Raw genomic sequence first — 22,338 nt, forward strand, 5'->3', positions numbered from 1 at the left:
TACCATATTTTTTAGAATTAAGTGAGCGAAATCACTGGAAATGAAAACGATTTTTATTTTAAAAGCGGTAAAGAGAATAAGAAATATTTTCCTTTTCGTGATATAATAGAACTCTATATGTAAGGAGGTAAGGTATGGAGTTAGTGCCTGGAATTTCAGCACATTTTGTTCAATCCAAAAAGTTTAAAACAAATAAAATCACTATTCGTTTTACTGCTCCCTTATCTCTTGAGACAGTAGCAGGACGCATGTTAAGTGCGAGTATGTTGGAGGCTGCCAATAAAGCTTACCCAACTTCTCAAGCTTTTCGTAGATATTTAGCAAGTTTGTACGGAGCAGATATTTCTACGAGTGCTTATCGTAGAGGACAGGCACATATTCTTGACTTAACCTTTACCTATGTACGAGATGAGTTTTTGAGTAAAAAAAATGTCTTGACTTCTCGAATTTTGGAATTGGTAGAACAGATCTTATTTGCCCCCTTAGTTCTAGATGGAGCCTTTGAGCCAACCTTGTTTGAAATTGAAAAAAAGCAATTATTGGCTAGCTTAGCTACTGATATGGATGATTCATTTTATTTTGCTCATAAGGAGTTGGACAGCTTGTTCTTCCATGATGAGCGTCTTCAATTGAGATACAGTGATTTACGAAATAGCATTTCAAATGAGTCTCCAGAAAGTAGCTACACTTGCTTTCAAGATGCTCTGAAAAATGATCGGATTGATTTCTTTTTCTTAGGTGATTTTAATGAAGTAGAAATCACAGAATCGCTGAATTCATTACCCTTAACAGCTAGAAAGAGCGATGTTACCATTCAGTACCATCAGTCTTATTCGAATGTTTTACAAGAAGGAATGGTTCAGAGAAATGTTGGACAATCTATTTTGGAAATGGGCTATCATTCTCCTGTAAAATATGGTGATGATCAGCATCTGCCTATGCTTGTTATGAATGGTTTGTTGGGGGAATTTGCACATTCGAAACTCTTTACAAACGTTCGTGAGAATGCTGGGATAGCCTATACGGTCTCTAGTCAGTTGGATTTGTTTAGTGGCTTGTTAAGAATGTATACAGGTATCGATAGAGGAAATCGGAATCAAGCTAGAAAAATGATGAATCATCAGTTGATGGATTTGAAAAAGGGCAACTTTACAGATTTTGAGCTTTATCAAACCAAGGAGATGATTCGAAGATCTTTATTAATTGCTCAAGATAGTCAGCATACCCTAGTTGAAAGAATCTATTTAACTGCACTATTTGGAAAAGAGACTTTTGACATTGACCGGTTGTTGGAAAAATTAGAGAGTGTTGATAAAGAAGCTGTATGTAAAGCTGCCAACAGTTTGAAATTACAAGCGATTTACTTTATGGAAGGAGTAGAATGACAAGGGTTACTTTTGAAGAAAAATACTATCCTGCTGTAAAGGAAAGAGTGTATAAAGCACAATTGTCAAATGGGTTGACAGTTTCTTTACTTCCTAAACAAGATTTTAATGAGGTTTATGGGGTTGTAACAGTTCAATTTGGCTCTTTGGATGCAACTTATACAAGCTTGGAAAAAGGTTTACGTCATCATCCAGCAGGAATTGCACATTTTCTTGAACATAAATTGTTTGAAAGAGAAAATTTTGAAGATATGATGGCTGCTTTTACTCGATTAGGTGCAGACAGCAATGCCTTTACAAGCTTTACTAAGACTAGTTATCTTTTTTCAACAATTGACCATTTATTAGAGAATTTAGATTTGCTTGATGAGTTAGTTGGAGATGCTCATTTTACAGAAGAGTCTGTTTTGAGAGAACAAGATATTATCCAGCAAGAACGAGAAATGTATCAAGATGATCCAGATTCGCGTTTGTTTTTTGCAACATTAGCCAATCTTTATCCTGGTACTCCTTTAGCGACAGATATTGTTGGGAGTGGAAAATCAATTTCTGAGATTCAAGTTTCAAATTTAAAAGAAAACTTTACAGACTTTTACAATCCTGTCAACATGTCTCTATTTTTAGTTGGAAATATTGATGTGGCGCTCATTGAGGAATATTTTTCGAAAAAGGAAAATAAGATTTTAGAGCAGTTTACAGTTTCAAAAGAGCAACTACCTTTGCAACCTGTGAAGCAAACAGATAGTCTTCGTATGGAAGTTTCTTTACCCAAACTTGCTGTTGCTATTAGAGGAACTGGTCAAATAACGGAAGAGGAGTCTTATCGTTACAACATTTTATTGAAATTGCTATTTACGATGATGTTTGGCTGGACCTCGGATCGTTTTCAAAGATTATACGAGACAGGGAAGTTAGATGCTTCATTGTCATTAGAGGTTGAGGTAAATAGTCGCTTTCACTTTGTGATATTAACGATGGATACCAAGGAACCTGTTTCTTTGTCGCACCAATTTCGGAAAGCGATTCGTCAGTTTAGTAGTGATGCAGATATTACTGAGGAGCATCTCGATCTTGTTAAGAGTGAGATGTTTGGAGAATTTTTCAGTAGTATGAACTCCTTGGAATTTATTGCAACTCAATACGATCCTATGGATCGCGGAGAAACAATTTTTGATTTTCCGAAAATTTTACAGGAAATTACTTTGGAAGATGTTATTGAAGCTGGGCATCGTTTGATTGATAATGGTGATCTAGTTGATTTTACAATTTTTCCGGCCTAAATAAGGCAAGAACACTAGAAAGAAGGAATGGTAAGTATGAGAAAAAAAACAATTGGTGAGGTTCTGCGTTTAGCTAGAATTAACCAGGGATTGAGTATAGAAGAATTACAGGAAAAAACTGAAATTCAGTTGAATTTTCTAGAAGCAATGGAGGCGGATGATTTCGATCAACTTCCTAGTACCTTTTACGCTCGTTCTTTTTTAAGAAAATATGCTTGGGCAGTAGAGTTAGATGAAAGAATTGTACTGGATGCCTATGATTCAGGTAGTATGATCACCTATGAAGAGGTCGATGTTGATGAAGAAGACTTGTCTGGTCGTAGACGATCAAATAAGAAAAAAACTTCTTATCTCCCTTTGTTTTATTTTGTGCTATTTGCTTTATCAATTTTAATTTTTGTGACTTACTATGTTTGGAACTACATCCAAACTCAGCCAAGTCCTTCTTCAGCTAACTATAGTGTTGTGAACTCAACTAGTTCAACAACCTCATCTAATTCATCTTTTAGTAGTCAGGTATCAAGCTCATCTCCTACTGCGGAATCAACTATTACCGTTTCAGGTGAAGGAAACCGCATTGAAGCCCGCTATAAAACGAGTAAGGAAACAGCTGTGGTTCAACTGACTGTTTCGGATGCAACTAGCTGGGTAAGTGTTTCAGGAAGTGACCTTGAAGGTGGTGTGACCTTGTCATCAGACAATAAAAACGCAAAAACAACAGTTTCGACGAAAGAACCTGTGACGATTACTTTGGGTGTAGTGAAGGGAGTTACTTTAACTGTGGACAATCAAACAATCGATACCTCGAAGCTGACAACTCAGACTGGAACTGTAACACTTACATTTACTACAGATTAAGGAAGAACCAATGAAAAAAGAACAAATCCCTAATGTATTAACAATTGGTAGAATTCTCTTTATACCTCTCTTTATTCTTATTTTGACTTTGGACCATTCACAAGGCAGTCACCTGCTGGCAGCGATTATCTTTGCAGTTGCTAGTGTGACAGATTATCTTGATGGTTACCTTGCTCGTAAATGGAATGTGGTTAGCAACTTTGGAAAGTTTGCAGATCCAATGGCGGATAAGTTGTTGGTTATGTCAGCTTTTATCATGTTGATTGAGTTGGGTATGGCTCCAGCTTGGGTTGTTGCTATTATCATCTGTCGTGAACTCGCTGTGACAGGCCTTCGTCTGTTGCTCGTTGAGACAGGAGGAACGGTTCTGGCGGCAGCGATGCCTGGGAAAATCAAGACCTTTAGTCAAATGTTTGCCATTATCTTTTTGCTCTTACATTGGAATTTAATTGGGCAACTGTTGCTTTATATCGCTTTGTTTTTCACTATCTACTCTGGTTATGATTATTTCAAGGGTAGCGCTCATCTATTCAAAGGAACATTTGGTTCGAAATGAAATCGATTATTGAAGTAAAAGATCTGTCTTTTCGATACAAAGAAGATCAAGAGTATTATGATGTTAACAGCGTTACGTTTCACGTGAAACGTGGGGAGTGGCTCTCAATCGTAGGTCATAATGGGAGTGGAAAGTCAACAACTATTCGTTTGATTGATGGCTTGCTTGAAGCGGAATCTGGAGAAATCTGGATAGATGGCCAATTGCTGTCCCCTGAGAATGTTTGGGACTTGCGTCGTCAAATTGGTATGGTTTTTCAAAATCCAGACAATCAATTTGTAGGTGCAACTGTTGAAGATGATGTTGCCTTTGGCCTAGAAAATCAGGGACTTCCTCGAGAAGAAATGAAGAAAAGAGTGGCTGAATCTTTGGAGTTAGTAGGTATGCTAGACTTTAAGAAGAGAGAACCAGTCCGCTTATCGGGTGGACAAAAACAACGGGTAGCCATTGCAGGAGTTGTTGCCTTGAGACCTGCTATTTTGATTCTGGACGAGGCTACAAGTATGTTGGATCCCGAGGGGCGCAGAGAACTGATTCAGACAGTTCAAGAGATTCGAAAAGACTATCAGATGACAGTTGTCTCCATTACGCATGACTTGGAAGAAGTTGCGATGAGTGACCGTGTCCTGGTCATGAAAAAAGGCCAAGTGGAGTCAACCAGTAGCCCAAGAGAACTTTTTTCTCGGGATGACCTTGACCAGATAGGCTTAGATGATCCCTTTACTAATCAATTGAGAGAATCTTTGAGAGAGACAGGCTATCAGTTGCCGGATGGCTATTTGACAGAAGGAGAGCTAGAGGACAAGTTATGGGAATTACTCTAGAAAATGTGAGCTTTACCTATCAAGAGGGGACTCCCCTATCTTCATCAGCCTTGACTGATGTTTCCTTGACGATTGAGGACGGCTCCTATACAGCTTTGATAGGACATACAGGTAGTGGGAAATCGACGATCTTACAGCTTTTAAATGGCCTATTGGTTCCAAGTAAGGGTTCTGTTCGAGTTTTCGATACCGTCATTACTCCTACATCAACAAATAAAGAAATTCGACAGATTCGAAAGCAAGTCGGTCTAGTGTTTCAATTTGCTGAAAATCAGATTTTCGAAGAAACTGTTTTGAAAGATGTTGCGTTTGGACCACAAAATTTTGGAGTTTCTGAGGAAGAAGCCAAGAAAATTGCACGTGAAAAGTTAGCCTTGGTAGGCATCGATGAGTCACTCTTTGAGCGCAGTCCTTTTGAACTTTCGGGTGGTCAGATGAGACGTGTGGCCATAGCAGGTATCCTAGCCATGGAGCCTACTGTCTTGGTTTTGGATGAGCCAACAGCTGGATTAGATCCTTTGGGCAGAAAAGAATTGATGACCCTGTTTAAAAAACTTCACCTTGCTGGAATGACAATCCTCCTGGTAACGCATTTGATGGATGATGTAGCTACGTATGCTGATCAGGTCTATGTTATGGAAAAGGGGTGTTTAGTCAAAAGTGGCAAACCGAGTGATGTTTTCCAAGATGTAGCCTCTATGGAAAAGGTGCAGTTAGGTGTGCCTAAAATAACAGCCTTTTGTAAACGCTTGGCAGATAGGGGTGTAGCTTTTAAAAAACTGCCAATCAAGATAGAGGAGTTTAAGGAGTCGCTAAATGGATAGTATGATTTTAGGGCGTTATATACCAGGAGATTCCATCATTCATCGCTTGGATCCCCGTAGTAAATTGCTGGCTATGATCCTGTTGATTTTGATTGTATTTTGGGCCAATAATCCCCTCGCCAATCTCATTCTTTTTGTAGCAACAGGTATATTTATCGCTTTGTCGGGCGTTTCCCTCTCGTTTTTTGTGCAGGGATTAAAATCCATGTTTTTCTTGATTGCTTTTACGACTCTATTTCAACTCTTTTTCATTTCAAGTGGTAATGTCTTATTTGAGTTTTCTTTTATAAGAATAACGGATTATGCTTTGCAACAAGCTGGGATTATTTTCTGTCGTTTTGTCTTGATTATTTTCTTTTCAACTTTGCTAACGTTAACGACCATGCCTTTGAGTCTGGCAGCTGCAGTTGAATCTCTCTTAGCGCCTCTGAAACGCGTGAAAGTTCCCGTTCATGAAATTGGTCTCATGTTATCAATGAGTTTGCGTTTTGTTCCAACCTTGATGGATGACACGACGAGAATTATGAATGCTCAGAAGGCTCGTGGAGTTGACTTTGGCGAAGGTAGTATCGTTCAAAAAGTAAAGGCTATGATTCCGATTTTAATTCCTCTTTTTGCGACTAGCTTAAAGCGTGCAGATTCATTGGCAATAGCCATGGAAGCGCGTGGTTATCAGGGAGGAAAGGGTAGAAGTCAGTATAGACAGTTGAGATGGAGTCAAAAGGATACACTGGCGATTCTTGTGATTCTGGTGCTGGGATGTCTCTTATTTTTCTTAAAATCTTAGTGGATTTGTAAGATTGATAAAAAATCACAGTAGTAGATCTTTAGTAAAAAGGTAGGAATATGAACCGTTTTAAAAAATCAAAATATCTAATCATCGTTTTTGTCACAGTTCTGGCAGTTTCTGTACTATTAGTGACAACCTATTCAAGTGCTATTGTGACAAAACTAGGAGATGGCATTTCCTTAGTGGATAGAATTGTTCAAAAACCATTTCAGTGGTTTGATGCTTTCAAATCGGATTTGGGTCATTTGACGCAGGCTTACAATGAAAACGAAAGTCTAAAAAAACAACTCTATCAATTAGAGGTGGATTCTAATCAATCAGAACGTTTAAAATCTGAGAATGAACAACTACGTCAGCTTCTAGAGATGAAGTCAAAATTACAGGCTACAAAAACCCTAGCAGCAGATGTGATTATGCGAGCTCCTGTGTCTTGGAAACAAGAGTTAACAATTGATGCGGGAAGTTCAAAAGGAGTTTCTGAAAACATGTTGGCCATTGCAAATGGTGGCTTGATTGGTAGTGTTTCAAAAGTAGAGGAGCATTCAACAACGGTCAACTTATTGACAAACACTGAAAATTCCGACAAAATTTCCGTTAAAATCCTGCATGGTTCTACTGAAATTTATGGAATCATCGTTGGTTATGACAAGGAAACAGAACTTCTTAAAATTAGTCAATTAAATAGTAATAGCGACATTAGCGCGGGAGACAAGGTGACGACGGGAGGACTCGGAAACTTTAATGTTAAGGATATTCCTGTTGGTGAGGTTGTTGCCACATCGCACAGCAGTGACTATCTAACACGAGAGGTAACAGTAAAGTTGAGTGCTGACACCAAAGATCTTCATGTGGTAGAGTTAGTGGGGAATTAGCAATGAGACTGTTTAAACAAGTTGGTATTTTCTTTTTACTCCCTGTTGTCGTTCTAGTTGATGCTCATATTGGTCAATTGGTGGGATCCTTCTTCCCCCACTTTCATTTGGCCAGTCATTTTCTTTTCTTGTTTCTCTTATTTGAGACAATCGAGGTGTCAGAGTATCTCTATCTAGCCTATTGTTGTATAGTGGGTTTGGTTTACGATATTTATTTTTTCCACTTGATTGGAATTGCCACGCTTTTGTTTATCGTGATTGGTGCTTCGCTCCACAAGTTTAACAGTGTGATTCTGACAAATCGTTGGACAAGGATGCTGACTATTATTGTAATCAGTTTTCTGTTTGATATGGGGAGTTATCTTCTGGCTTTAGCTGTAGGATTGACGGTAGATTCTATGCCAGTCTTCATTGTCTATAGTCTTGTCCCATCAATGATTCTGAACTTCTTATGGATGGTGATTTTCCAATACATTTTTGAAAAATATTATCTATGAGAAAGAAATATAAATGTAACAAAGGCGTAATATTTATTATGTCTTTTTTTGGTATACTAGTAATGTCTTAAATAGAAGGAGTATCTACATAATATGAAGAAAAAAATCTTAGCGTCACTTTTGTTAAGTACAGTATTGGTTTCACAAACGGCGGTATTAACAACTGTTCATGCTGAAACAACTGATGAAAAAATTGCTGCTCAAGATAGTAAAATTAGTGACTTGTCAGCTAAACAAAAAGAAGCTCAAAAAGAAGTAGATGAAATCCAAACGCAAGTTACAGCTATTCAAACACAACAAGCAAGCTTGCAAGCTGAAAATGAAACACTTCAAGCTGAGTCTAAGAAACTTGAAGGAGAAATTACAGAGCTTTCTAAGAATATTGTTGCTCGTAATGACTCATTGGAAAAACAAGCACGTAGCGCACAAACAAATGGTGCTGCAACTAGCTACATCAACACAATTGTAAACTCAAAATCAATTACGGAAGCTATTTCACGTGTTGCAGCTATGAGCGAGATTGTATCAGCTAACAACAAAATGTTGGAACAACAAAAGGCTGATAAAAAATCAATTGCTGAAAAACAAGTTGCGAATAACGAAGCTATCAATACCGTAATTGCCAACCAACAAACTCTTGCTGACGATGCACAAACATTGACAACAAAGCAAGCTGAGTTGAAAGTTGCTGAGTTGAATCTTGCTGCTGAGAAAGCAACTGCAGAAGGCGAAAAAGCTACTTTGCTAGAACAAAAAGCAACTGCAGAAGCAGAAGCGAAAGCAGCGGCTGAAGCAGAAGCAGCTTATAAAGCTCGTCAAGCAAGCCAACAACAATCAGTAGTTGCTTCAGGAAATACAAGCTTCTCTGCTCAAGTACAAGCAACATCAACATCAACATCTGATGATGAGGATTCAAGCTACACTCCAGCACCTGCTCCAACTCCTGCTAGACAACGTCCAACATATAGCTCAAATGCATCAAGTTACCCAACTGGTGAATGTACTTGGGGAGCTAAAACATTGGCACCTTGGGCTGGAGACTACTGGGGGAACGGAGCTCAGTGGGCAACAAGTGCAGCTGCAGCAGGATTCCGTACAGGATCAACTCCACAAGTTGGTGCGATTGCATGTTGGAATGATGGTGGTTATGGACACGTAGCGGTTGTTACAGCAGTTTCATCATCATCTCGTATCCAAGTATCAGAATCAAACTACGGTGGAGATCGTACAATCGGAAACAAACGTGGATGGTTCAACCCAACTACAACTTCTGAAGGTTACGTAACATACATCTATCCAAACTAATGAACCAAATAAAGAGGCTCGATTTGAGTCTCTTTTTTTTTTAGTTTTTAGTTAGACCAAAAACTAGCAAAAACACTTGAAAATATTGATAAAATGTGGTAGAATGAAACTTGTCGTGTAAACGATAATACTCATTCTTGATGAATTGTGAAACTGTTGCCCTCGGGTCGTTTTGCAAGTTGAAATCGAGGAGAGGAAAAAACAAAAAGGAGAAATACTCATGGCAGTAATTTCAATGAAACAACTTCTTGAGGCTGGTGTACACTTTGGTCACCAAACTCGTCGCTGGAACCCTAAGATGGCTAAGTACATCTTTACTGAGCGTAACGGAATCCACGTTATCGACTTGCAACAAACTGTAAAATACGCTGACCAAGCTTACGACTTTATGCGTGATGCAGCAGCTAACGATGCAGTTGTATTGTTCGTTGGTACTAAGAAACAAGCTGCGGACGCTGTTAAAGAAGAAGCAGAACGTTCAGGTCAATACTACATCAACCACCGTTGGTTGGGTGGAACTCTTACTAACTGGGGAACTATCCAAAAACGTATTGCTCGTTTGAAAGAAATCAAACGTATGGAAGAAGAAGGAATCTTCGATGTTCTTCCTAAGAAAGAAGTTGCACTTCTTAACAAACAACGTGCACGTCTTGAAAAATTCTTGGGTGGTATCGAAGACATGCCTCGTATCCCAGATGTAATGTACGTAGTTGACCCACATAAAGAGCAAATCGCTGTAAAAGAAGCTAAAAAATTGGGTATCCCAGTTGTAGCCATGGTTGACACAAACACTGATCCAGATGATATCGATGTAATCATCCCAGCTAACGATGACGCTATCCGTGCGGTTAAATTGATTACAGCTAAATTGGCTGACGCTATCATCGAAGGACGTCAAGGTGAAGATGCAGCAGCAGTTGAAGCAGAATTTGCAGCTTCAGAAGCTCAAGCAGACTCAATCGAAGAAATCGTTGAAGTTGTAGAAGGCGACAACGCTTAATTCATATAAATAGTAATTACCTAGGAGGGCGGGGCCTAGCCCAGCTCTCCTATTTTTTAAAAAATATAGGAGAATCAAAATGGCAGAAATTACAGCTAAACTTGTAAAAGAGTTGCGTGAAAAATCTGGTGCCGGTGTTATGGACGCTAAAAAAGCGCTTGTAGAAACAGACGGTGATATCGAAAAAGCGATTGAATTGCTTCGTGAAAAAGGTATGGCGAAAGCAGCTAAGAAAGCTGACCGCGTTGCTGCGGAAGGTTTGACTGGTGTTTATGTTAACGGTAACGTTGCAGCAGTAGTTGAAGTAAACGCTGAAACTGACTTCGTAGCGAAAAATGCTCAATTCGTTGATTTGGTAAATGCTACAGCTAAAGTAATTGCTGAAGGAAAACCAGCTAACAATGAAGAAGCTCTTGCTTTGACAATGCCTTCAGGTGAAACTCTTGAAGCAGCGTATGTATCTGCAACAGCAACTATCGGAGAAAAAATCTCATTCCGTCGTTTTGCTTTGATTGAAAAAACAGATGCACAACACTTTGGAGCTTACCAACACAACGGTGGCCGTATCGGTGTTATCTCTGTTATTGAAGGTGGAGACGAAGCGCTTGCTAAACAAATCTCAATGCACATTGCTGCGATGAAACCAACAGTTCTTTCTTACAAAGAATTGGATGAACAATTCGTTAAAGATGAATTGGCACAATTGAACCACGTAATTGATCAAGATAACGAAAGCCGTGCAATGGTTGGTAAACCAGCCCTTCCACACTTGAAGTATGGATCAAAAGCACAATTGACTGATGAAGTGATTTCTCAAGCTGAAGCTGATATCAAAGCTGAGTTGGCTGCAGAAGGCAAACCAGAAAAAATCTGGGACAAAATCATCCCAGGTAAAATGGATCGCTTCATGCTTGACAACACTAAGGTTGACCAAGCATACACACTTCTTGCACAAGTCTACATCATGGACGACAGCAAGACAGTTGAAGCATACCTTGAATCAGTTAACGCTTCAGTAGTTGAGTTCGCTCGCTTTGAAGTTGGTGAAGGAATTGAGAAAGCTGCGAACGACTTCGAAGCAGAAGTTGCAGCTACAATGGCAGCAGCCTTAAATAACTAATAATGAAAAGGAAGCAATTTGCTTCCTTTTTTTATTTTAGAGTGAGTAAACAAAAAGCCCTTTAAAAGGGCTCAGTGCATTTAGGAGACTACACTTCAAATTCATAGAGTGCTGTAGACAGATAACGTTCGCCGTTATCTGGTGCTAAAGCAAGGACTTTCTTACCTGCACCTAATTTCTTAGCAACTTCAATTGCACCGTAAATCGCTGCAGCTGAAGAAATCCCAACAAGGAAGCCTTCTTTTCCACCAATTTCACGGCCAAGTGCTAGAGCATCATCTGACGTTACGCGGACGATACCATCATAGGCCTTTGTATCAAGTGTTTCAGGAATAAATCCAGCTGAGATGCCTTGAATTTTGTGAGGCCCTGGTTTTTCACCAGACAAGATAGCTGACTCGTCTGCCTCAACTGCATAAACTTGAATGTTTGAATTTGCAGCTTTAAGTGCATGAGAAACGCCCGAAATCGTTCCACCAGTACCAACACCACCCACAAAGGCATCTAGTTCATCAGAACCGAAAGCAGCTAGTATTTCAGCTCCTGTTGTTCTTTCGTGTACTTCAGGATTAGCTGGATTATTAAACTGGAGTGGAAGGAAGCCGTCACGTTCAGCAGCGATTTCTTGGGCTTTGGCAATCGCACCTTTCATACCTTCGCTACCAGGAGTGAGGACGAGTTCAGCACCATAGGCTTGGATAATCTTACGTCGTTCCACACTCATCGTTTCTGGCATGACGATAACAACTTTATATCCTTTAGCAGCACCAACCCATGAAAGACCGATTCCAGTATTTCCACTTGTTGCTTCAACAATAGTAGCACCGGGTTTTAGAATGCCATCCTGCTCAGCCTTTTCAATCATGCTAAGGGCAATACGGTCTTTGACTGAAGATCCTGGGTTAAAGGCCTCTAGTTTAACATAGACGTCTGCAGCACCCTCTGGAACAATATTGTTGAGTTTAACAATTGGTGTTTGTCCGATTAGTTCAGTAATATTATTGTAGATAGTCATAGATATACCTCTTTGTATAAGATGATACTAGTATAACGTGCTCTAGGCTATTTGTAAAATATAGAAATCCTATCGAAGTGATAGGATTTTTTTATATCAAAGGTCTAAGCCATTAATTTTCAATCGATTGTGATAAGCAAGTTCTAGTAAATAGGTGTAAAGGGGAAGAATATCCGTTTTCTTAGGAAATTCAAATTTGTGGTAACTAAAATGCTCATTATGTGCTTTTAGAAAGACATTCTCTAAATAAGTGATCGTAATCTCACTATCGTCTATACCTGCTCCTGCAGTTTCCATTTCAACGTTGACAATGTTCATCAAAAAGAGTGATTTAACAGACATTTTGCGACCAGTAGCGCCTTGCTTATCTGTAAAGATGATACGAATATTTGTAAAGATGATTGCGTCACGAATGAGCTTATATCCACTTTGGATTTCTTCATTCTCTAGTAGGTATTGACCATATTCTTTGATAAGAGCTTCTTTGTTTTGCTCGCTGAAGTTACCAGCAAGTCCTTGAATAAATTTCCCAAACGCCATGTATTTCTCCTTTATTTACACTAAGTTTACAGGAACTTCAACTTCTCGTAAACCTTGATCCGTTAAAGTAACCTTTCCATTAAAAAACTCTACAAGAGCAGACTTGATATTTTCTTTCTCTTCCTTATCAACATAAATTATGGTATCGATTTGATCCGTAAAGTTTGTCTCGATTTCCGTGAGTTTATGTTCTCTAAGAAAATTGCTATATTCTTGATACTGAGCGTAAGACATCTGAATGGCTATGCCAGCTTGCTCTTTGATTTCAATAATGCCTATTTCTTTGACAGCCAAGGCTACACTTCCTGCGTAAGCGCGAATCAAACCGCCAGCACCTAACTTAATTCCACCAAAGTAACGAGTAACTACTACGCAGACATTGGTAAGATTATGATTCTCTAAGACGCCAAGCATAGGGAGTCCAGCAGTACCACTAGGCTCACCATCATCATTCGTACGCTTGATTTCACTGCGTTCCCCTACAATAAAAGCAGAGCAGTTATGGGTGGCTTTGTAGTGTTCTTTTTTGATAGCAGTGATAAAGTCACGAGCTTCTTCTTCACTATAGACACGCTTTGCGTGACAGATAAAGCGTGATTTTTTGATTTCTTCTTGGACTTGCCCGTCCTCTTTAATTGTTCTAAATTCCATGATTTAATTGTACTAAAAAATTACCTAAAGCGCTAGATTTTTACGAATAAAGAAGTATGAAAGTAAATCCAAACTATCTCGGTCGCTTGTTTACTGAGAAAGAATTAACGAAAGAAGAACGTCAGATGGCTGAGAAACTGCCGGCAATGAGAAAAGAGAAAGGGAAACTGTTTTGTCAACGTTGTAATAGTAGTATTCTAGAAGAATGGCATTTACCGATCGGTGCTTACTATTGTAGGGAGTGTTTATTGATGAAGAGAGTCAGGAGTGATCAAGCTTTATACTATTTTCCGCAGGAGGATTTTCCTAAGCAAGACGTCCTCAAATGGCGTGGTCAGTTAACACCTTTTCAGGAAAAAGTGTCAGAGGGACTTCTTCAAGCGGTAGACAAGAAAGAGCCAACCTTGGTTCACGCTGTAACAGGAGCAGGAAAGACAGAGATGATTTATCAAGTTGTGTCTAAAGTGATTGATGAAGGTGGTGCAGTTTGTTTAGCCAGCCCTCGAATTGATGTGTGTTTGGAGCTGTATAAACGACTGCAGAATGACTTTGCTTGTGAGATAGCACTACTTCATGGTGAGTCAGAACCTTATTTTCGAACACCACTAGTTGTTGCAACGACTCATCAGCTGTTAAAATTTTATCATGCTTTTGACTTGCTGATAGTGGATGAAGTAGATGCCTTTCCTTATGTTGACAACTCTGTTCTTTACTATGCTGTAAACCAATGTGTAAAGGAGGAGGGGCTAAAGATATTTCTTACAGCGACCTCTACAGATGAGTTAGATAAGAAGGTTCGCACTGGAGAATTAAAACGATTGAGCTTGCCAAGACGATTTCATGGAAATCCATTGATTATTCCAAAGCTAGTTTGGTTATCAGATTTTAATCGCTATATAGAAAAGAGTCAGTTGTCTCCAAAGTTAAAGTCCTACATTAAGAAGCAGAGAAGAACAAGTTATCCGTTGTTAATCTTTGCATCTGAGATTAAGAAAGGCGAGAAACTAAAAGAACTCTTGCAGGAACAGTTTCCAAATGAAAACATCGGCTTTGTGTCCTCTATCACAGAAAATCGATTAGAGCAGGTACAAGCTTTTCGAGATGGAGAGTTGACAATCCTTATTAGTACAACAATTTTGGAGCGTGGGGTCACCTTTCCTTGTGTGGATGTTTTTGTTGTAGAAGCTAATCATCGTCTCTTTACCAAGTCTAGCTTGATTCAGATTGGAGGGCGAGTTGGGCGCAGTATGGATAGACCGACTGGTGAACTGCTCTTCTTTTATGATGGATTAAATGTTTCCATTAAAAAAGCAATCAAGGAAATTAAGCAGATGAACAAGGAGGCAGGTTTATGAACTGTTTATTATGTGGACAGACAATAAAGAGTGACTTGATATTTTGTCACCTTTTGCTGTTTAAGAATGAGAACAACTATCTTTGTTCAGATTGTGAGTCTACTTTTGAGAAAATTGGTGAGGACTATTGCCCGAACTGTATGAAAACAGGCCTGTCAACTATGTGTCAAGATTGTAAATTTTGGTGTAAAGAAAAGATTCGAGTCGATCATAATGCAATCTTCACCTATAATCAAGCTATGAAAGACTTCTTTAGTCGATATAAGTTTGATGGGGATTTTCTACTTAGAAAGGTTTTTGCTCCTGTTCTAGCTAATGAATTGAAAAAGTATGGAGACTATCAATTTGTTGTCATTCCCCTAAGTCCTGAAAGATTGCTTGAGAGGGGATTTAACCAGGTTGAAGGTTTGGTTGAGGCAGCAGGGTTTTCTTTTCAAGATTTACTAGGGAAAAGAGAAGAGACGGCTAGTTCTTCTAAAAATCGCTCGGAACGATTAGCTACCGAAATTCCATTTTTTATAAAAACTGAAGCCCCTCTTCCTAAGAAAATTTTGGTTGTTGATGACATCTATACAACAGGTGCGACTGTCAATCGTGTGAAGCGTCTTTTTGAAGAAGCAGGAGCTTTGGATGTTAAAACTTTTTCCCTTGTAAGATGAGGAAAAAATTTGCAAAATGAAAATGAAAGCGCTATAATATAGTTAGAAAAACAAAAATGTTTAGAAAGAAGGTACTTATATGATTAAATATAGTATCCGTGGTGAAAACCTAGAAGTAACAGAAGCGATTCGTGATTATGTAGTTTCTAAACTCGAAAAGATCGAAAAGTATTTTCAACCTGAGCAAGAGTTGGATGCACGTGTGAATTTGAAAGTTTACCGTGAAAAAACAGCAAAAGTTGAAGTAACGATTCCACTTGGATCTATTACTCTCCGTGCAGAAGATATTTCTCAAGATATGTATGGATCTATCGATCTTGTAACTGATAAAATTGAACGTCAGATTCGTAAAAATAAAACAAAAATCGAACGTAAAAATAAAAATAAAGTTGCGACAAGCCAACTCTTTACAGATGCCCTAGTTGAAGAGGCAAATGTTGTGCAACCAAAAGTAGTTCGTTCAAAACAAATTGATTTAAAACCAATGGATTTAGAAGAAGCGCTTCTTCAAATGGATTTGTTGGGACATGATTTCTTTATCTATGTAGACGTAGAAGATCAAACAACAAATGTTTTGTATCGTCGTGAAGATGGTGAAGTTGGTTTGCTCGAAGTAAAAGAATCATAAAATTGAAATAACTAATAAGAGTGGTTTACTGATTTGTAAACCACTTTTTCTTGTGCCTAAGTAAGTAGAAAAACGAGGAAATCCTTGATTAAACAGTCAGAATCGGACCCTATAACCTGAACTTATAGGGGTGTTTATATTTATTAAGTAGACAAAATAATACCCTAAGGGATAGAATGGGGTTGTCAACAAATAGCGAATACAAAAATGTAAGCGCTCTTATAACAAATAAAGGAGTCATGACTATGGCAACAAAAGAAGAAATTTTACGCGAACTATATCCTGAGGACCTTTTTCACTATGCGGATGGTCTAACTTTGGGAGAAGCAGAGGTTTTACAAGAAACTCGCCGTTTGATTGAGAAACATCTCCGTCCGGTTATTAATGAATACTGGGAAAAACCTGATTTTCCTTTTGAAGAATTCTATGCTGTGGCTAAGGGCGCTCAAATTATGAACAATCCAAAATTGTTTGAGGGACGTGAAGGTAGCTGGAAACCATCTGAACTTTATATTGCTTTCTTGTATCTTGAACTTGCTCGCTTCGATGCTTCTATGGCAACATTCTATACCGTTCATGGCGGACTTTGCTACAACACAATTCTCTTGGGTGGTGATGAGCGTCAACAAAAAGAATTTCTTCCAAAACTAGCTGCATTTGATTGGCAAGGTTGCTTCGCTTTAACTGAACCTCTTTCAGGTTCTGATATTGCTGGAGGACTTGCAACTACTGCAGAACGTGTTGGAGACAAGTGGATTCTAAATGGTGAAAAACGCTGGATTGGTGGTTCAGATACTGCGGATGTCGTTCCTGTATTTGCTCGTGATGTTGCGGATGGCAAGGTGAAATGCTTTATCGTTCGTAAGGGAGCTCCTGGATATCATGCAGAACCAATCCCACATAAGATTGCTCTTCGTTGTGTCCGCAATGGCCATATTACTATGAAGAATGTAGAGGTTCCAGATTCAGATCGTTTGGTAAATATCAATGGTTTTGGTGATGTAGCCCGTATCTTGACCTTCACTCGTGCGGACGTTGCTCACATTGCTATGGGAGTGACTTGTGGATCTTATGTAGCAGCTCTTAAATATGCTAAAGATCGTGAACAGTTCAAACGTCCAATTGCCAAATTCCAAATTGTTCAAGAAAAATTGGCTCGTATGCAAGCAAATGCTGTAGCAGTTATTGCTTATTCAACTCGTATTGCTGAAATGCAAGAGAAAGGGAATGAATTGATGCTTAACTCTGCTCTTGCTAAGATGCACAATTCCTTGGTGATGCGCGAAACAGTTGCCCTTGCTCGTGAAACTTGCGGAGGTAATGGTATTACACTTGAGACAGATGTTGCTCGTTTCTTTGCAGATGCTGAATCAATCTATACCTATGAAGGTTCACACGAAGTGAATGCCTTGATTGTTGGTCGTGAGATTACTGGACTAGGTGCCTTTGTTTAATGTCAGAAGGGCGATTGAAGGATTTCTGTTCAATCGTCCTTGCTTCATGCACTGGATTTTTGTAAAATAAGAAGGAGAAAATAATGATATCTAAGGTGATGATTATTGGTTCTGGTCAAATGGGAAGCGGAATTGCTCAAGTATTTGCTCAGGCTGGTTTTACAGTTTACTTAAACGATATTAAAGAAGAATTTGTTCAAAGAGGCTTGAATAATATCACAAAACAATTGGAACGTTCAGTTGAAAAAGGACGGATGTCTGCGGATGAGAAGGATCAGGTATTGGCCAATTTGCTTCCATCTGTTTCATATGAAGATGCGAAACAAGTCCAATTGGTGATTGAAGCTGCAACTGAGAATCGTGAGATTAAGTTGAATATTTTCAAACAATTGGATGAATTGACAGATCCTAAAACTATCTTAGCATCAAACACATCCTCTTTGTCAATCACGGATATAGCTGCTGCTACTAAACATCAGGAGCGCGTGATTGGAATGCACTTCTTTAATCCTGCCCCAATCATGAAACTTGTAGAGGTTATTAAGGCCTTGCAGACTTCAGAAGAAGTGGTTCAGGCGGTTCGTGAACTGACAGTGAAAATTGGTAAAACACCAGTTAATGTTAAAGATTCTTATGGTTTTGTTGTGAACAGAATTTTGATTCCTATGATCAATGAAGCCATTTACATTCTAGGTGAAGGAGTGGCTAGTGCCGGGGAAATCGATGAAGCGATGAAACTTGGTGCAAATCATCCTATTGGACCTTTGGCTCTTGCTGATTTGATTGGATTGGATGTTTGTTTGGCTATTATGGGCGTCCTAAACCAAGGGTTTGGTGATCAAAAATACCGTCCTGCTCCTCTTCTTAAGAAAATGGTCGAAGCAGGAAAATTGGGACGGAAGACAAAAGAAGGCTTCTTTACTTACTAGACACTGATGGAGGTAGTCATGAAAGACGTAGTTATTGTTTCGGCAGTGCGAACACCTTTAGGTTCCTTTGGTGGGAGCTTGAAGAATGTTTCTGCTGTTGATTTGGGATCTTTGGTAATTAAGAGTGCTTTGGAAAAAGCGAATATTAAACCAGAGCAGGTAGATGAAGTGATTATGGGGAATGTCCTAGGCGCAGGTTTAGGCCAAAACGTGGCTCGCCAAATGAGTATTCATGCTGGGCTTCCTGAATTTACACCAGCCTTTACCATTAATAAGGTTTGTGGCTCCGGTTTGAAGGCAGTGCAGTTAGCTGCTCAAGCGATTCAGTGCGGAGATGCAGATATTGTCGTGGCTGGTGGTGCAGAAAACATGAGCCAGGCTCCATATGTTTTGCCAAACTTCCGTTGGGGTGGCCGTATGGGAGATTCGAAAGTGGTAGATACCATGATTAAGGATGGTTTGTCTGATGCCTTTAACGAATACCATATGGGGATTACAGCTGAGAATGTGGCAGAAGAATATGGTATTAGCCGGGCTGATCAAGATGCGCTTGCTTTGGAATCACAAAAACGAGCAGTGGCGGCTATAGAATCTGGACGCTTTAAGGAAGAGATTGTTCCGGTGGTCATTCCTCAACGTAAAGGCGATCCTATCGTCTTTGATACAGATGAATTTCCTAGAAAAGATGCTAGCTTGGAGAGTCTGTCTAAGCTGCGTCCTGTTTTTAAAAAAGACGGTTCTGTTACAGCGGGAAATGCCTCAGGTATCAATGACGGGGCGGCGGCTGTCTTGGTCATGAGTGCTGAAAAAGCTGAAGAATTAGGACTTCCAGTCATTGCGCGCATTCGTTCGTATGCAAGTGCAGGTTTGGATCCTAAGATTATGGGATGTGGACCGATTTATGCGACCCGTAAAGCTCTTGAAAAAGGTAATTTGACAGTTGATGATCTTGACTTGATCGAGTCAAATGAAGCCTTTGCTGCTCAGGCTTGTGCGGTTGGAAAAACACTTGGCTTCAATACCGATATTGTCAATGTCAATGGTGGTGCGATTGCTCTTGGTCACCCAATTGGGGCTTCAGGTTGCCGTATCCTAGTGACTCTGGTACATGAGATGATGAAACGTGATGCTAAAACTGGTTTAGCTACTCTCTGTATCGGAGGAGGGATGGGAACAGCCCTCATCGTTGAACGTTAGTTATTAGAAAACTGAATGTCATTTCCTCTTTTTCAATATTACGATTACAAAATGAGATTTTGATCCGATCTCATAGTTACATACCTTATCAAGTGTCTTTCTCTAAAAGGGCTTGATAAGGTATTTTTATTTTTTTCTAAGACTTTAAGGATGGATTGGACGACCATGTCCTATAAGCTGAACTTATAGTTCTATAAATAAAGATTAAGTAGACGGATGGGGAAAAAAGGTTTATGATGAAAATGTAAGCTCTTACATTTTGTGTTGGTATTTGTTGACGCTGTACTCTGTACTCAAAATAAATCAAGTAGGAGCAGAACAATGAGTAAAACTGTTTTATTAGAGGTTAAGAATGGTCTTGGCTATCTAACAATTAACCGTCCATCGGCTTTGAACGCTTTAAGTTCAGAAGTCTTAAAGGATTTGAATCTCGCTTTAGACCAAATTGAAGCAAGCGAGGACATTCGTGTTGTCATTGTGACCGGTCAAGGAGAGAAAGCATTTGTCGCGGGAGCAGACATTAAAGAGATGGACCAAATGTCTCCAATTCAGGCTCATGAATACATGACCTATGCGAACGACACCTTTACCCGCTTATCTGAATTGACTCAGCCAACTATTTCAGTATTGAATGGTTATGCTTTGGGAGGCGGTTTAGAATTAGCTCTTTCAACTGATATCCGAATCGGCTATGACAAGACAATGGTTGGCTTCCCTGAAGTCGGCTTGGGAATCATTCCTGGTTTTGCAGGTACTCAAAGAATGTCTCGTTTGATTGGTACTAGTAAAACAAAGGAATTAATCTTCACTGCTAGAATGGTTAAAGGACAAGAAGCATATGATCTTGGAATTCTTAACAAGTTGGTAGCAGCAGAAGAACTATTGCCTGCGGCAGAAGAGCTAGCAGCAGCGATTATGAAAAATGCACCGCTAGCAGTTGAAAAAGCTAAACATATTATCCAAGTTGGCTCAGAACTCCCTCTGAAAAATGCTATTCGTTTGGAAACAGAAGCGGAAGCTCTACTCTTCTCAACAGAAGATAAGGTAGAAGGAATGCGCGCTTTTGTTGAAAAACGCAAAGCTGTCTTTCAACGTAAATAAGAGAGGAGATAGGTTATGAAAGTTGTAACATTGTCTGAAGCTATTTCCTTGATTCATTCAGGAGATAAAGTTGGTATTTCTGGATTTCTCGGAGTAGGAGAACCACTTGAGTTAATTGAGGAACTGGTTCGTCAAAACCAGCAAGATTTGACCTTGGTGTCTGTTGTAACCTCTCAACCCGGTAAGGAAGTTGGAGTTGGTCGTCTTTGTGAAAACCATCAGGTTACAAAATACATTGCAGCCCATGTAGGGACATCTGCTGCTGCTCAGCATGATTATTTCTCAGGAGCCATGAAAGTGGAGTTCACTCCGATGGGAACTGTCGTAGAACGTTTGCATGCTGCGGGTGCGGGTCTTGGAGCAGTCTTAACACCAACAGGTGTAGGAACAATTCTTGAAGATGAGCACGAAAAAGTGACTCGAAATGGAAAAGAATATTTGATTTATGATCCATTGAAAATCGATGTTGCCTTGATTAAAGCTACTAAGGCGGATAAGTATGGCAACCTTTATCTAGATGGGACTACTAAAAATATCTCTCTTCAACTCGCTCTAGCGGCTGACACAGTCATTGTTGAGACAAACGAGTTGGTTGAAGCCGGAGAAATTGATCCAAATGATATTTACATCCCTGGTATCCTAGTTGACTATGTCGTTCAAGGATTGACACCACAAGAACATCATCAGATGATGGGAGACTTGTGGACAGAGACAAACAAACTGGCGGGGGTGAAATAAGATGAAAGCAAAAGAAATTATCGCAAGACGTGTAGCGCTTGAATTTAAAGATGGAGATGTGGTCAATCTTGGATTTGGGATTCCAAACGCCTCTGCTGATTACATCCCTGAAGGTGTAAATGTTATTTTGCAGGCAGAAAATGGCGCCCTTCGATTTGGAGAAACACCAACCAAGGACAACTATAATGCCAATTTAGCGAACTCAGGTGGAGCTCCTATCACATTGTTGCCCGGAGCAGCCTTGTTTGATCTACAAACTTCCTTTGCCATTATTCGTGGTGGACACGTGGATGCAACTGTTCTTGGAGCTCTTGAAGTAAGTCAAGATGGAAGCATTGCCAACTGGATTATCCCAGGGAAATTTGCTCCTGGTATGGGTGGTGCAATGGACTTATTGGTAGGTGCTAAGCGTGTAATTGCAGCGATCCAACATACTACAGGTGGTGAATCTAAATTATTGAAAGAGTGCACATTACCGCTATCAGCTAAAGGAGTATTGGATCTTGTCATCACAGAATTAGCTGTTTTTGGATTCAAAGATGGTAAATTCCTGTTGAAAGAGCTGGCTCCTGGTGTGACATTAGAAGAAGTTCTTGAAAAAACAGCTGGGGAAGTCATTGTCTCAGAAGACCTAAAAACAATGCCGATTTAAGCAAAAAAAGAGCTATTTTCTACTTAGTGTGTTATGATATAAACTAGATAATATTGTAAGCGCTTTATATACAACGTTAAAATGAAGTATTCGAAATGTTATTTCGAT

General features: G+C 39.4%; 24 protein-coding genes. 21 read left to right on the plus strand and 3 right to left on the minus strand.

What is annotated here, in order from left to right; translation table 11 throughout:
* The first annotated feature begins 134 nt into the window (after window positions 1-134).
* From yfmF to tsf, 12 genes are all read left to right on the plus strand, one after another.
* Complete coding sequence (gene yfmF / locus ACUW6H_RS08865; protein ID WP_454364203.1) at window positions 135-1,385, plus strand: EF-P 5-aminopentanol modification-associated protein YfmF; 1,251 nt, start codon at window positions 135-137, stop codon at window positions 1,383-1,385.
* On the plus strand, window positions 1,382-2,665 hold the full coding sequence (gene yfmH, locus ACUW6H_RS08870) for an EF-P 5-aminopentanol modification-associated protein YfmH (RefSeq protein WP_454364205.1): 1,284 nt from the start codon (window positions 1,382-1,384) through the stop codon (window positions 2,663-2,665). Before yfmF ends, yfmH begins: the two co-directional genes overlap by 4 nt.
* A gap of 36 nt (window positions 2,666-2,701) precedes the next feature.
* Complete coding sequence (gene rodZ, locus ACUW6H_RS08875) at window positions 2,702-3,523, plus strand: cytoskeleton protein RodZ (protein ID WP_172842409.1); 822 nt, start codon at window positions 2,702-2,704, stop codon at window positions 3,521-3,523.
* 10 nt (window positions 3,524-3,533) lie between these two features.
* Window positions 3,534-4,079 (plus strand): CDP-diacylglycerol--glycerol-3-phosphate 3-phosphatidyltransferase, encoded by a 546-nt coding sequence (gene pgsA / locus ACUW6H_RS08880; protein ID WP_049536489.1) that lies wholly within the window; start codon window positions 3,534-3,536, stop codon window positions 4,077-4,079.
* Window positions 4,076-4,903: an energy-coupling factor ABC transporter ATP-binding protein gene (locus tag ACUW6H_RS08885; RefSeq protein ID WP_454364208.1), complete on the plus strand. Its 828-nt coding sequence runs from the start codon at window positions 4,076-4,078 to the stop codon at window positions 4,901-4,903. Before pgsA ends, ACUW6H_RS08885 begins: the two co-directional genes overlap by 4 nt.
* A complete protein-coding gene (locus ACUW6H_RS08890) occupies window positions 4,888-5,727 on the plus strand; it encodes an energy-coupling factor transporter ATPase (RefSeq protein WP_454364210.1) in 840 nt (279 codons plus the stop codon). The genes ACUW6H_RS08885 and ACUW6H_RS08890 overlap by 16 nt, the downstream gene beginning before the upstream one ends.
* Window positions 5,720-6,514, plus strand: a complete 795-nt coding sequence (locus ACUW6H_RS08895) for an energy-coupling factor transporter transmembrane component T family protein (protein ID WP_000377879.1) — start codon at window positions 5,720-5,722, stop codon at window positions 6,512-6,514. Before ACUW6H_RS08890 ends, ACUW6H_RS08895 begins: the two co-directional genes overlap by 8 nt.
* A 59-nt stretch (window positions 6,515-6,573) precedes the next feature.
* Window positions 6,574-7,389: a rod shape-determining protein MreC gene (gene mreC, locus ACUW6H_RS08900; protein WP_454364212.1), complete on the plus strand. Its 816-nt coding sequence runs from the start codon at window positions 6,574-6,576 to the stop codon at window positions 7,387-7,389.
* Window positions 7,390-7,391: 2 nt separating this feature from the next.
* Window positions 7,392-7,886, plus strand: a complete 495-nt coding sequence (gene mreD / locus ACUW6H_RS08905) for a rod shape-determining protein MreD (RefSeq protein WP_447266792.1) — start codon at window positions 7,392-7,394, stop codon at window positions 7,884-7,886.
* Window positions 7,887-7,979: 93 nt separating this feature from the next.
* Complete coding sequence (gene pcsB, locus ACUW6H_RS08910) at window positions 7,980-9,191, plus strand: peptidoglycan hydrolase PcsB (RefSeq protein ID WP_061407739.1); 1,212 nt, start codon at window positions 7,980-7,982, stop codon at window positions 9,189-9,191.
* 220 nt (window positions 9,192-9,411) lie between these two features.
* On the plus strand, window positions 9,412-10,191 hold the full coding sequence (gene rpsB, locus ACUW6H_RS08915) for a 30S ribosomal protein S2 (protein WP_000268475.1): 780 nt from the start codon (window positions 9,412-9,414) through the stop codon (window positions 10,189-10,191).
* A gap of 79 nt (window positions 10,192-10,270) precedes the next feature.
* On the plus strand, window positions 10,271-11,311 hold the full coding sequence (tsf, locus tag ACUW6H_RS08920) for a translation elongation factor Ts (protein ID WP_454364215.1): 1,041 nt from the start codon (window positions 10,271-10,273) through the stop codon (window positions 11,309-11,311).
* Between the two features lie 88 nt (window positions 11,312-11,399).
* Here the strand turns inward: tsf and cysK are convergent, their stop codons facing one another.
* The 3 genes from cysK to ACUW6H_RS08935 all read right to left on the minus strand — a co-directional run bounded on the left by cysK (window position 11,400) and on the right by ACUW6H_RS08935 (window position 13,517).
* Window positions 11,400-12,326 (minus strand): cysteine synthase A, encoded by a 927-nt coding sequence (gene cysK, locus ACUW6H_RS08925; RefSeq protein ID WP_454364217.1) that lies wholly within the window; start codon window positions 12,324-12,326, stop codon window positions 11,400-11,402.
* A gap of 96 nt (window positions 12,327-12,422) precedes the next feature.
* On the minus strand, window positions 12,423-12,866 hold the full coding sequence (locus ACUW6H_RS08930) for a PH domain-containing protein (protein ID WP_000863904.1): 444 nt from the start codon (window positions 12,864-12,866) through the stop codon (window positions 12,423-12,425).
* Window positions 12,867-12,881: 15 nt separating this feature from the next.
* Complete coding sequence (locus tag ACUW6H_RS08935) at window positions 12,882-13,517, minus strand: YigZ family protein (RefSeq protein WP_454364220.1); 636 nt, start codon at window positions 13,515-13,517, stop codon at window positions 12,882-12,884.
* 56 nt (window positions 13,518-13,573) lie between these two features.
* Between ACUW6H_RS08935 and ACUW6H_RS08940 the strand changes: the two genes are divergently transcribed.
* The 9 genes from ACUW6H_RS08940 to ACUW6H_RS08980 all read left to right on the plus strand — a co-directional run bounded on the left by ACUW6H_RS08940 (window position 13,574) and on the right by ACUW6H_RS08980 (window position 22,230).
* Complete coding sequence (locus ACUW6H_RS08940) at window positions 13,574-14,872, plus strand: DEAD/DEAH box helicase (protein WP_454364222.1); 1,299 nt, start codon at window positions 13,574-13,576, stop codon at window positions 14,870-14,872.
* Complete coding sequence (locus tag ACUW6H_RS08945) at window positions 14,869-15,531, plus strand: ComF family protein (protein WP_096408716.1); 663 nt, start codon at window positions 14,869-14,871, stop codon at window positions 15,529-15,531. The genes ACUW6H_RS08940 and ACUW6H_RS08945 overlap by 4 nt, the downstream gene beginning before the upstream one ends.
* Before the next feature lie 79 nt (window positions 15,532-15,610).
* Entirely contained in the window at window positions 15,611-16,159 is a 549-nt protein-coding gene (hpf, locus tag ACUW6H_RS08950) for a ribosome hibernation-promoting factor, HPF/YfiA family (RefSeq protein ID WP_000599113.1), read from the plus strand.
* Window positions 16,160-16,404: 245 nt separating this feature from the next.
* Window positions 16,405-17,613 (plus strand): acyl-CoA dehydrogenase FadE, encoded by a 1,209-nt coding sequence (gene fadE / locus ACUW6H_RS08955; protein WP_000201480.1) that lies wholly within the window; start codon window positions 16,405-16,407, stop codon window positions 17,611-17,613.
* A gap of 80 nt (window positions 17,614-17,693) precedes the next feature.
* On the plus strand, window positions 17,694-18,542 hold the full coding sequence (locus ACUW6H_RS08960; protein ID WP_096408713.1) for a 3-hydroxybutyryl-CoA dehydrogenase: 849 nt from the start codon (window positions 17,694-17,696) through the stop codon (window positions 18,540-18,542).
* Between the two features lie 18 nt (window positions 18,543-18,560).
* Window positions 18,561-19,739 carry an acetyl-CoA C-acetyltransferase gene (locus tag ACUW6H_RS08965; protein ID WP_096408710.1) on the plus strand — a complete coding sequence of 393 codons (1,179 nt, stop codon included), beginning with the start codon at window positions 18,561-18,563 and terminating at the stop codon, window positions 19,737-19,739.
* A gap of 321 nt (window positions 19,740-20,060) precedes the next feature.
* Complete coding sequence (locus ACUW6H_RS08970) at window positions 20,061-20,840, plus strand: enoyl-CoA hydratase-related protein (RefSeq protein ID WP_000048041.1); 780 nt, start codon at window positions 20,061-20,063, stop codon at window positions 20,838-20,840.
* 15 nt (window positions 20,841-20,855) lie between these two features.
* On the plus strand, window positions 20,856-21,578 hold the full coding sequence (locus ACUW6H_RS08975) for a CoA transferase subunit A (protein ID WP_000869892.1): 723 nt from the start codon (window positions 20,856-20,858) through the stop codon (window positions 21,576-21,578).
* 1 nt (window position 21,579) lies between these two features.
* Window positions 21,580-22,230 (plus strand): 3-oxoacid CoA-transferase subunit B, encoded by a 651-nt coding sequence (locus ACUW6H_RS08980; protein WP_000644729.1) that lies wholly within the window; start codon window positions 21,580-21,582, stop codon window positions 22,228-22,230.
* Window positions 22,231-22,338: the final 108 nt, after the last annotated feature.

The organism is Streptococcus sp. 151470009-6 (genome assembly GCF_053628175.1).

Excerpts from the sequence above, each read along its gene's own strand:
- yfmF (WP_454364203.1), top strand. The coding sequence starts at position 135 with ATGGAGTTAGTGCCTGGAATTTCAGCACATTTTGTTCAATCCAAAAAG.
- yfmH (WP_454364205.1), top strand. The coding sequence starts at position 1,382 with ATGACAAGGGTTACTTTTGAAGAAAAATACTATCCTGCTGTAAAGGAA.
- rodZ (WP_172842409.1), top strand. The coding sequence starts at position 2,702 with ATGAGAAAAAAAACAATTGGTGAGGTTCTGCGTTTAGCTAGAATTAAC.
- pgsA (WP_049536489.1), top strand. The coding sequence starts at position 3,534 with ATGAAAAAAGAACAAATCCCTAATGTATTAACAATTGGTAGAATTCTC.
- ACUW6H_RS08885 (WP_454364208.1), top strand. The coding sequence starts at position 4,076 with ATGAAATCGATTATTGAAGTAAAAGATCTGTCTTTTCGATACAAAGAA.
- ACUW6H_RS08890 (WP_454364210.1), top strand. The coding sequence starts at position 4,888 with ATGGGAATTACTCTAGAAAATGTGAGCTTTACCTATCAAGAGGGGACT.
- ACUW6H_RS08895 (WP_000377879.1), top strand. The coding sequence starts at position 5,720 with ATGGATAGTATGATTTTAGGGCGTTATATACCAGGAGATTCCATCATT.
- mreC (WP_454364212.1), top strand. The coding sequence starts at position 6,574 with ATGAACCGTTTTAAAAAATCAAAATATCTAATCATCGTTTTTGTCACA.
- mreD (WP_447266792.1), top strand. The coding sequence starts at position 7,392 with ATGAGACTGTTTAAACAAGTTGGTATTTTCTTTTTACTCCCTGTTGTC.
- pcsB (WP_061407739.1), top strand. The coding sequence starts at position 7,980 with ATGAAGAAAAAAATCTTAGCGTCACTTTTGTTAAGTACAGTATTGGTT.
- rpsB (WP_000268475.1), top strand. The coding sequence starts at position 9,412 with ATGGCAGTAATTTCAATGAAACAACTTCTTGAGGCTGGTGTACACTTT.
- tsf (WP_454364215.1), top strand. The coding sequence starts at position 10,271 with ATGGCAGAAATTACAGCTAAACTTGTAAAAGAGTTGCGTGAAAAATCT.
- cysK (WP_454364217.1), bottom strand. The coding sequence starts at position 12,326 with ATGACTATCTACAATAATATTACTGAACTAATCGGACAAACACCAATT.
- ACUW6H_RS08930 (WP_000863904.1), bottom strand. The coding sequence starts at position 12,866 with ATGGCGTTTGGGAAATTTATTCAAGGACTTGCTGGTAACTTCAGCGAG.
- ACUW6H_RS08935 (WP_454364220.1), bottom strand. The coding sequence starts at position 13,517 with ATGGAATTTAGAACAATTAAAGAGGACGGGCAAGTCCAAGAAGAAATC.
- ACUW6H_RS08940 (WP_454364222.1), top strand. The coding sequence starts at position 13,574 with ATGAAAGTAAATCCAAACTATCTCGGTCGCTTGTTTACTGAGAAAGAA.
- ACUW6H_RS08945 (WP_096408716.1), top strand. The coding sequence starts at position 14,869 with ATGAACTGTTTATTATGTGGACAGACAATAAAGAGTGACTTGATATTT.
- hpf (WP_000599113.1), top strand. The coding sequence starts at position 15,611 with ATGATTAAATATAGTATCCGTGGTGAAAACCTAGAAGTAACAGAAGCG.
- fadE (WP_000201480.1), top strand. The coding sequence starts at position 16,405 with ATGGCAACAAAAGAAGAAATTTTACGCGAACTATATCCTGAGGACCTT.
- ACUW6H_RS08965 (WP_096408710.1), top strand. The coding sequence starts at position 18,561 with ATGAAAGACGTAGTTATTGTTTCGGCAGTGCGAACACCTTTAGGTTCC.
- ACUW6H_RS08970 (WP_000048041.1), top strand. The coding sequence starts at position 20,061 with ATGAGTAAAACTGTTTTATTAGAGGTTAAGAATGGTCTTGGCTATCTA.
- ACUW6H_RS08975 (WP_000869892.1), top strand. The coding sequence starts at position 20,856 with ATGAAAGTTGTAACATTGTCTGAAGCTATTTCCTTGATTCATTCAGGA.
- ACUW6H_RS08980 (WP_000644729.1), top strand. The coding sequence starts at position 21,580 with ATGAAAGCAAAAGAAATTATCGCAAGACGTGTAGCGCTTGAATTTAAA.